The organism is Halomonas icarae (assembly GCF_009901955.1).
Lineage (GTDB): Bacteria > Pseudomonadota > Gammaproteobacteria > Pseudomonadales > Halomonadaceae > Halomonas > Halomonas icarae.
Map to the genome: position 1 here is coordinate 2195848 of NZ_WUTS01000001.1, position 10656 is coordinate 2206503.

Here is a 10656-nt window from a genome sequence, read left to right on the forward strand (position 1 = left end):
CGTGGCGGTAGAACCGCTGATGACGACAACGTCATTACCGGCATCAAGGTTCATATTGCCTTCAGTGGCGGTCAGCCCACTGCCGCTGTCGACCTTGAGATCACCGGTTTTCGCATTAGCGGTTAGATCCCCCTTGACGGTAGCCTGGCTTCCGTATTGAACCGTGACATCCTGGCCGGCGTTCATCGCCATATCGCCGTTTGCCGTGGCGGTAGAACTGCTGATGACGACAATGTCATTACCGGCATCAAGGTTCATATTACCTTCAGTGGCGGTCAGTCCACTGCCGCTGTCAACCTTGAGATCGCCGGCTTTCGCATTAGCGGTCAGCCCCCCCTTGGCGGTAGCCTGGCTTCCGTTTTGGACCGTGACGTTCTGGCCCGCAGTCATCGTCATATCGCCGCTTGCCGTGGCGTTGGAACCATTGGTAACGACAACGTCGTTACCGGCATCAAGGTTCATATTGCCATCGGTAGCGGTCAGGGAACTCTCGTCGATAATGGTCAGATCACCGACGGTAGTGTTGGCGGCCACGCTACCGCTGGCAATGCCGCTTGACGCGCTGTCCAGCTGGATACCGCTGCCGGCATTCAGCGCCAGATTGCCGCTGCCGGCGGTCAGGGTGCTGCCGGCATCCAGGTTATCGATGCCGTCATCGGTCTTGGTCAGAAGAATGCGCTGGCCGGCGGTCATCGCCAGGTTACCGGTGGCGGCTTCGGCACTGCTGTCGTCGAGCGTGATGCTGCCCTGATCGGCGGTCGCCGTCAGGCCAGTTTGTGCATTCACCTTGCTGTTGGTGAGGGCAATGTTGCTGCCCGCCTCCAGATCCAGCGTGTCACTCTCGGCGGTCACCTCACTGCTGTCGGCCTTGATATCCGTGCCGGCTTTCATCGCCAGATGGGTGCCCGCCGTGGCAGTGGCGTCAGCCAGACTGATGCCCTCGCCAGCGTCCAGATCCATCCGGCCACGGGTAGCGGTCATGCCACTGCTATCGGCCTTGATATCCGTGCCGGCTTTCATCGCCAGACGGGTATTCGCCGTGGCAGTGGCGCGGGTCAAGGTAATGCCTGCCTCGACGGCATCGACGGTCATGCCGTCGCCTGCGGTCAGCCGGCTGTCGGTGACCTCCACACCGTTACCGGCATCCAGGTCCATCTGGCCATCGGTGGCGGCCAGGGAGCTTTCCTCGATGATGGTCAGATCACCGCCGCTGGTGTTGGCGGTCACGTCACCGCTGGCGGTGCCGCTGGACGCGCTGTCCAACTGGATACCGCTGCCGGCATTCAGCGCCAGGTTACCGCTGCCGGCGGTCAGGGTGCTGCCGGCATCCAGGTTATCGATGCCGTCATCGGTCTTGGTCAGAAGAATGCGCTGGCCGGCGGTCATCGCCAGGTTACCAGTGGTGGCTTCGGCACTGCTGTCGTCGAGCGTGATGCTGCCCTGATCGGCGGTCGCCGTCAGGCCGGTTTCTGCATCCACCTTGCTGTTGGTGAAGGCAATGTTGCTGGCCGCCTCCAGATCCAGCGTGTCACTCTCGGCGGTCACCTCACTGCTGTCGGCCTTGATATCCGTGCCGGCTTTCATTGCCAGATGGGTGCCCGCCGTGGCAGTAGCGTCAGCCAGACTGATGCCCTCGCCAGCGTCCAGATCCATCCGGCCACGGGTAGCGGTCATGCCACTGCTATCGGCCTTGATATCCGTGCCGGCTTTCATCGCCAGACGGGTATTCGCCGTGGCAGTGGCGCGGGTCAAGGTAATGCCTGCCTCGACGGCATCGACGGTCATGCCGTCGCCTGCGGTCAGCCGGCTGTCGGTGACCTCCACACCGTTACCGGCATCCAGGTCCATCTGGCCATCGGTGGCGGCCAGGGAGCTTTCCTCGATGATGGTCAGATCACCGGCGCTGGTGTTGGCGGTCACGTCACCGCTGGCGGTGCCGCTGGACGCGCTGTCCAACTGGATACCGCTGCCGGCATTCAGCGCCAGGTTGCCGCTGCCGGCGGTCAGGGTGCTGCCGGCATCCAGGTTATCGATGCCGTCATCGGTCTTGGTCAGAAGAATGCGCTGGCCGGCGGTCATCGCCAGGTTACCAGTGGTGGCTTCGGCACTGCTGTCGTCGAGCGTGATGCTGCCCTGATCGGCGGTCGCCGTCAGGCCAGTTTGTGCATCCACCTTGCTGTTGGTGAGGGCAATGTTGCTGCCCGCCTCCAGATCCAGCGTGTCACTCTCGGCAGTCACCTCACTGCTGTCGGCCTTGATATCCGTGCCGGCTTTCATCGCCAGACTGGTATTCGCCGTGGCAGTGGCGTCAGCCAGACTGATGCGCTCGCCAGAGTACAGATCCATCTTTCCACCAGTGGCGGTCAGTGAGCTCTCGATGATGCTCAGGTCACCAGTGGCGGTATTGACGACCACATCGCCGCTGGCGGTGCCGCTGGACTCACTGTCCAGTTGAATGCCAGTGGCAGCGTTAAGCGTTAAATTGCCGGCAGCGGCGTTCAGCTGGGTGTTGTCGGTAATCAGGATATCGCCGCTGACGGAGGTGATGCCCAGATCCACGTTCTCCGGAGGCGCCGAAACCCCAAGAGGAGCAATAGGCAGGAACGCGCCGCTGGTCACCGTGGTACTCAGTAATGAGATCGGGGCACCGGCATTAAGATCCGCGAAACCACCAGCACGCATTTCAGTGCCTGCCTGGGCGATAATGGCGCCGCCGGTGTCCACGTCCAGGTTGCCGCCGCTACTCAGGTACTGAGAATTGACAGTGAGGGCGCCACCGGCGCCCATGGTCAGGTCGCCGGCCGCATCCAGGTCGGCGTTCAGGGTCTGATCACCGAGGCTGTCGAGGCGCATATCGCCCTCGCCGGCCTGGGTGACGTCTTCGTTGTAGACGATGGCACCATCGGCCGCGGTCAGGTGCAGGTCGCCGCTGGCATCCAGGCCACTGAGACCGGGCTGGCCCAGGTTTGGGGTCACGCCACCCACGGTCAGGTCGCGGTTCTGATTACGCAGGTAGAGGCCACCGAGGCCGGCATCCGCTTCGAGGGCGCCGGTTTCGATCAGCAGAGACAGGTCGGCGCTGCCGATGCCGGCACCGGCGCGTAGCGCCAACTGGTCAGCGTTCAGTTCTGGGGTGTCATCCGCTTCGTTGAGCGCATCGATGGCGCCGTCGGCTACCAGGGTGATGTTGGCGTCCTCGCCGTCGGTGCGCACTTCGCCGAGGCTCAGATTGCCGCCATCACTGCTGAGGGTAACGTTGCCGCTTGTGGTGATGACCTTCTCCACGTCCAGATCGTCCTGGTCGTGCAGGTTGATTTCGCCTTTGGCGTTGGCGGTGACCACGTCCACGGCGGTGTCGAGGCCACGTACTTCGTTGGTACCGGTGGCACCGATGCTGCCACCGGCGGTCAGCTCGAGACGCTTGCCGGTGATAGCCGTCTCATTATCCTGGTCATCATCAATGCGACCATCCGCGTCCAGCCGAATGGCGGCGCTCTCTCCACCAGCAGCCAGCTCCATGAGGATCAGGTCACCGCCGGCATCCACATCGATATCGCCGTTGCCGGTTTTCAGGTCGACCAGCGTCAGGTCGTCGCCCTCGCGTAGTAGAATATCACCGGCGCTGCTAGTCCCTTCGACCACTCGGTCTGCCAGGGTATCCAGCTCCACCTGGCCGTCGGCCCGGAAGAAGAGATCGCCGGCGGTGACGTTCCGAGCCACGCCGTTGTCGTCGATGATGGCGCCGCCCTGGGCGATCAGGTGAGTCTCGCTGTCCGTGTCCACATCGGTATCAACGATCTGGGTTTTCAGACGCAGGTCGCCGTTGTTCACCAGGCCCATGTCTCCGGCGGCAGTGAGCCCGCTAAGGCCGTCCACGGTGCCCAGCACCAGTTCGTCGCCGCCATTGTCGTTGATCACGAAGGCATCACCGGTACCGGCGTCGATGGCGATTTCACCGGTGTCGGTATAGAGCGAATCCTCTGAGTTGGCGATACCCTGCTCCGCGCGCACGGCGATAGCCGGAGCGTTCAGCATGCCCGCCTCGGGCACCCAGCCGCCGCCCCCCCGGGTGCCGCCGATACCATACACGGCACCGCCAGCGTCCAGGGAAATCAGCGAGGGGCTGACCACGTCACCCACCACGCTGATGTTGCCGGCCACATCGGCCACTCGGATCTCGCCATCGGACTCGATGTTGCCGAGGCCGAGATTTCCGGTGGAGTTCAGATAGACGCCGCTGTTCAGGGCCCGCCCGCTGGTAGTGCCCATGTCCAGACGATTGGCCTGAATGCCCAGCGGATTGTCGGCGGACATGGCGATGTCCTGATCTTGGTCGTAAGCGGCGATGGCCTGGGCGCGTAATGCCTGGCTTGCATCGCGCGCCACGGTAGCCTTGAACACCGATTGATCAGCCATATCGCGAGACACCTGTGTGGTGTTTCGCATGGTGGTCCAGCTTGCCACATTGGTAAGCGCGTCTTGGTAGTATCCCTTGGCTACATCCAGATCGTTCATCGCTTCATTCAACTCGTCCGCCAGGGGCGAGAAGGTGTTGCGGTCGTATTCGTCCACTGCCAGCTGAGCAGCGGATAGCACCAGGCTCAGGCCCTGAAAGGTACCATCGGCGCCGCCGTCGCCACTGAACGGAATCGCCTGCGCACCACCGGCCACCATGGCCATGGCATCCACCGCCAGCTGAGCGGCCGACACCACACGATTAAGCGAGTTCAGCTTTTTCTCAGCGGCACTCAACTGGCCACTGAGCCGGTCCACGGTGCGCTGAGCGCTTTTAAGATTCTGTTGCGAAATATTTTTGTTAACGATCGCCGAGTTGAGCACGGCGACGTAGGCTTCAAGCTGCTGCTGAAGGGTCTTCAGCTGCAGTATCTTGGCGCTCAGCTCTGCTGCCCGACCGGCGTAGTCGGCAATGGCGGTTTCGCGAGCGATTCCCGCGTCGCGCTCACTCGGAGTATTGCCGATCAGGGTCACATGGTCGCCGCGCACGTTCTGGTCGGCGCCATTACCGTCCAGGATCACACCGTCCCGGGCGATCACGTAGACGTCGCCGGTACCGCCGGTATCGAGCATGCCCAGGGTCACGTTGCGGTCTGCATCCAGGGTAATGTCACCGCCCTCAGTGACGAGATTGCCGGCGATGATGCTCCCGTTGTAACCCTCGTTGCTGGTGTCTGCGCGGGCAGTCAAAGTGATGCTGCCACCACCGGGCAGGCTGATGGTGTCGTCCTGGTTAAGAAACACAATGTTTCCGTTGGTGGCGGTGAGCACCAGCTTGCCGCCATCCATGACCAGAGTGCCGCCATTGTTGTCCAGCACGGTGATCGCGGCAGCGACGATGGTGACGCCACTGGCTCCTTTCCCGACCAGACTGTTTGCTTCCACTTCCACTGTGCCAGGGCTGGCAGCATTAACGTTACCGTTGCCACCGCTGACGGACATCTGGTCCACGTCCAGCACCATGGGGCCGGTATTACCGATGCCCTGCTTGGCACGCATGTCCACCTTGCGGGCCACCACATTGGCCTCGCTGGCGCCGTCAGGACGGGCGTCGTTGATGGCGCCGTCGCTGCTGGTCAGGGTGACGTTGCCGCCGGCGGCGGTGACGGTGCCCAGATTCATGTTGCCGGCGGTATCGATGTCCACGTCGCCGCCGGCGGCACGAGCAGTGACCAGGCTCAGGGCACCGTTGTTACGATTGCGCAGGTAGATGCCACCGTTGCTGGCGCTGACCACCAGTTCGTCGACGCGGATCTCCAAGGCATCCACGGTGCCGTCGGCGGCGCCCACCTGCTGAGCTTGCAGGTTCAGGTCACCGGCGACGATGTTGTCGCTGTCGCCGTTACCGTCGCTTACCCGGCCGGTGGCATAGAAGGTAACACTGCCGCCGCTGGCCAGTCGGCCGAGCACGGTATCACCGGCCTGGCTGAAGTCAATGTCGCCACCAGCTTCACCCTCGAGCAGGCTCAAGGCGCCCACGTTGGTCACATAAATATCGCCGTCGGACAGCATCGACAGCGTGCCGGTGGTAGCGGTGGACAGCGCCTGGTCAGCGGCGCCGATGCGAGCCGCATCCAGCTCCACGTCACCCCCGATGACAGAGGTGCTGTCGCCGTCACCGTTCAGGCCCCCTTCGGCGATGAGGCGGACCTGTCCATCGCCTGAGACTTGCCCCAGCGACAGATCGCCCCGGTGGCTAACCGAGACACGTCGATTGGCGCCACCGGCCGTCGCATTCAGGAGCAGGGTGCCCTCGCCCCGATTATCCAGGACGATGTCGCCGTCGGCGGTGGTAGCCGCGATGGTGTTTGCGTCCGTGGCCAACTCGATGTCATCGCCGGCGTTCAAGGTCAAGTCGTCAGCGGCGAACACACCGCCGTCATCGCCGATGCGGCCACTGGCGCTCAGGTTCACCTGATGACCGGACAAGTCGGCGCCTTCCACGATCAGATTGCCGGCGCCATTCTGAAAGGTCAGATCCAGGCCGTCGCCACCATGGCGTTGCACTGCCAGATGATCGTTGACGCGATTAAAGGTAATGTCGCCGTTATCGTCAGTGACCGCGACGTTGCCATCCAGTGTGCTGACATCGAGGCTGGACAACACGCCACTGTTGTCCACATAAGTGCCCGCCAGGCTGGTGTCGGTGGACGTGGTCAGGCTGCCGATCCTGGTATAAAGCCCCTGTGCGGCGGTGCCAATGGCGCCATCGGCATGCAGAGACAGATGATCGCCGCGAACGTTGATCGGTGTGTGGCCGTCGGCAAGGATGTTGCCATCCTGGCTGACTACAGTCACATCGCCGTTCTCGGCTTCCACCAGACCCAGAGCTACATCTCCCAGGTTGGCCTCCAGTTGCACTTCGGCGTTCTCACCCAGCGAGCGAATATCATCGGCGGTCAGGCCGTTGTCCTCGAACAGATAGATGCCGTCGCCACCGGACCGGGCGCGGATGGCGTTGCTCTGAGTTTTCAGGGCGCTGCTGCTCTGACCAATTCGGCCGGCGGCATCCAGATGAATAAATCGCCCAGTGATGATCGCGGTGTCGCCGTTCTTATAGAGGCCGCCTTGCCGGGACACGATCGACAGTTCATCCGGGGCAGACACCTGATCGCCGATCAGGATATTGTCGTCGGCGCTGATCATGATGTCGTGGCTGCCCACGGCGCCGGTACTCAGCGTTATGCTACCGTCGGCCCCACTGATACCGGTGGAAGATACGGTCTTCCCGGCCAGGCTGACGCGCTCGCCCGCCACCACCTTGCCGAGCATCAGCTCGCCATCCTGTTCATCTACATGAATGCCTCCGTTCTGGGTTGCCGCGGACAGCACGTCCACGGCGGTGGTCACCGCCTGGCCGTGCTCGCCGATGGCGCCATCCGCTTTCAGATTGGTGGCCCAGGCTTCCACGTTGGGCTCGGTGCCGTGGCTGCCGCGCAGGTTGCCGTCCTCGGCGGTGATCAAGGCTCGTAGCCCGGCTTCAGCGCTGTTATCGCCGGTAGTAACACGATTCAGGGTCAGGTCACCGCTAGTATCGCTAACCACAATGTGGCCACCCTGAGTGCTGGCGCTCAGGGTGTTGGCATCGAAGCGCAACGGATCGTTTTCGCCGCCCACGGAAGCGCCGTCGACGGTGGTGTAGAGGCTCAGGTGATCGGCCCGAGCATCGCCGCCGCTATTGCCGGCGCCGTCGATGGAGCCAGCGGCGATCACGGAAAGATCACCATTCACCTCGACTTTATCCAGCGTTACCCCGCCACTGGAATTAGTCACCTGGATGGTACCGTGCACGTTGCCACTGGTACTCAGGATGTCGTCCTGGAAGTCGACGGTGCCGGAGCTAGAATCGCTTTCCAGTGCAATCTGGCCAGGACTGCCATCGGAGTTGACGTCCAGTTCCAGTGTACCGGCCTGGTTATCCACGCTGGAACCACTCAGCGTCAGGCTGGTGGCAGCCTTGATCTCGCCGCTGTTGACCACAGATGACAGCACCGCATCTTTCTCGCTGCCGGACAGCAGCACATGGCCGGCTTCGATCGTGCCGCCGGGGCCATTGCTGATACTGCCCTCGGCACCGCTCAGGTCGGCGTCGGTGACAGAAAAAGTCACCAGTCCGTTGCCGGTGAGGTCGATGTCGTAGGAGCCATCACTGGCCAGAGCCACACGCCCCACGTTGGCAATGATGTGGCCGGTGTTCTCCACGTTCGGCGCAATCAGGTACACGAAGCCGCCATCGCCGACCTCGATCCTTCCCTGGTTGGTGATCGAAGCGCCGTTCATCAACTCGCCGCTGAAGTTGAACTTGCCGTTCATGAAGTCCTGATCGGCAATATCGAAGGTCGTGGCCAGCAGACCGGCCACATCCACCGTGGCATCTTTACCGAACAGGATGCCGTTGGGGTTGATCAGGAAGATATTACCGTTGGCGGTGAGCGCTCCCTTGATCTGGGAGACGGTGTCGCCCGTCACCCGGTTGAGAGTGATGGCGCTGCTGCCGGTGAGGTGCTCGAACAGGACATCTTCATTCGCACCGATACTGAAATCATCCCAGTTGATCACCGCCTTGCCGGTAACCTGCTCAATCAGCGTCTGCAAGCCAGCCTGCGTAATGGTGGCTGTGCCGGCCACTACGCTACCGCCGCTGGGACCAGCATGAACTGCACCGCTCAAACCGAAGGCTGAAACGGCCACCGCCACTGAAACATTACGCTTTTTTTTCGCCGACATTCTGTGTTGCTCCGTGAAATCGTCGTGGCGGACCCGCAGCCCGCTCCTCGGTCAGAAGTTGTATTGCGCTTGAGCGTAGAGGTAACTGCTGTCTTCGGTCCTGGTGCCTAACGGAATGCCCCAGTCCACACGCAGCTGAACGGATTCGACTGGGTTGGCGAGAAGCCCCAGGCTGGCTCCGGAAAGGTCCTGCTCATCATCCTGATCCAGGAAAGGACTCTTGATGTAAGTGCGGCCGTGTCCGAGGGAGCCGATCAACTGATAGCGCTGATCATCGGCAAAGAGGTCATAACGACCTTCGAGGCTGACTGTAATGCCGCTGTCGCCGGAATAGACTGAAGGTGGATGGCCCTTCACGGAATTCAGACCACCCACGGCGAACTGCTCACTGGATACCAGAGAGTCGAACGCAAACTGCCCGTACAGGCGTGGTACGGCCAGAATGCGCGGTGTGATGCGCTGAATACGCATCAGGTCGGCGGTAATTTTGGTGAACTGGTTATCGGCACCGGAAGCAGAACGACTCGACTTGGCGGAATCGTTATCCATGCCACCCAGCATCTCCCCCAGCCCCTGGTGGACATCCACGGAAAACAGGGTGCGGCCGGAAAGATCGGAATGATCCCATGCCGCGCCGAGACGCACTTTACGTATCTGATCATGTACCACTGTAGTATCAAGCATGGACTGCTTGAGGTCGGTGCCTTCCAGCCAGGCACTGTAGGTAAGCACATCACGCGGTGAAATCACTTGGTCCTGATGGAGACCGAGGCCGAGACTGGAACTGTCGCCCTCTATTTCCAGCACCTTGAATTCACGCCCAACGCTGACGTTACCGGTGGAGCCATAGAGCTCCAGGCTGGTACCCTCGGCATTCAGCGGGGTCATGTAATCCACATAACCGAACCAGGCATCCCCGTCCCCCAACGCCTTCATACCGATCAGGTCCAGCTGATCTCCTCGGCCGGAGAGGTTCTGGAATTTCAGGCTCGGTATTACGCGGTGCTCGCCGGTGTTCTTGCTGCCATAGTTATTCACCGCCAGGGAACCGGCCACTCGCGGTGCTTCCTCCACATCGACCACCAGGTCGGTATAGCCCTGTTCGGACCCGGGGCGCAGCGTCGCGCTGGCCGTAATGCCTGACTGCCGGTTGAGTCGGGTGAGCGTGCGCTCCACTTGCTGCAACTTTATCGGTTCATCGATTTTCACGCCGGGCTCGTCCAGAGCAGCCCGGACGCGGTCGCTGGCATAGCGCTGGTTGCCACTCACCTCGATGTTACCCAGTCGCCCCTCCAGCACGACCAGCTTCACTGGTCGATCACTACCAAAGGTCTGCTGCGGCACGATGACCTTCACCAGTGGGTAGCCGTTGCGGTGATAGAACTCGGCGATATGTGCCGCCGTCTCGCGGATCTGTTTGAGAGTCATCGGCTTACCAATCTCTGATGCGATAAGCCCCAGCAGCGTACTGCTATCGTAGGTATGGTTTCCCTCAATGTTGAAGCCGGTAACCACCACTTGGCGGGGAGACGGTTGGGAACTCTGCTGAGCCTCCGCCACCGTCGTTGCACTGAGAGCCAGTGCTCCACCGCAGCACAGCACCACAGCCAATGCCGTGTTACGCGCACAAATTGCTTTGCTCTTCATATGATTCCTAAACATTACTTATCGGTGCACTGGGCACCCAGCGAGTGACTCGGCGCACATGGCAAAGGATAGGCAAACTAATGCTCCAGATGGTAACAGGTAGTAAAAACCAACCAGCCTCCGATTACAATGTTAAGTAGTTCTGGTATTCAACGAAAGCATGATGCATGCAGAAAAAAGGCTGAGAAACCTAGGGAGCGTTAACAATTACTAATTTTTGCGTACCTGATGTAGCATGACGGGATTTGGATGACGAATGCCTCGACT

At 61.3% G+C, this 10656-nt stretch carries 2 protein-coding genes; both read right to left on the reverse strand.

Features of this window, described 5'->3' with window-relative positions; genetic code table 11:
- A partial coding sequence (locus GRB80_RS10025) for a filamentous hemagglutinin N-terminal domain-containing protein (RefSeq protein WP_161423482.1) occupies window positions 1-8742 on the reverse strand: 8742 nt, incomplete at its 3' end.
- Between the two features lie 51 nt (window positions 8743-8793).
- The gene (locus GRB80_RS10030; protein ID WP_161423483.1) at window positions 8794-10389 is read right to left on the reverse strand and encodes a ShlB/FhaC/HecB family hemolysin secretion/activation protein; all 1596 of its coding nucleotides are present in this window, start codon (window positions 10387-10389) and stop codon (window positions 8794-8796) included.
- Window positions 10390-10656: the final 267 nt, after the last annotated feature.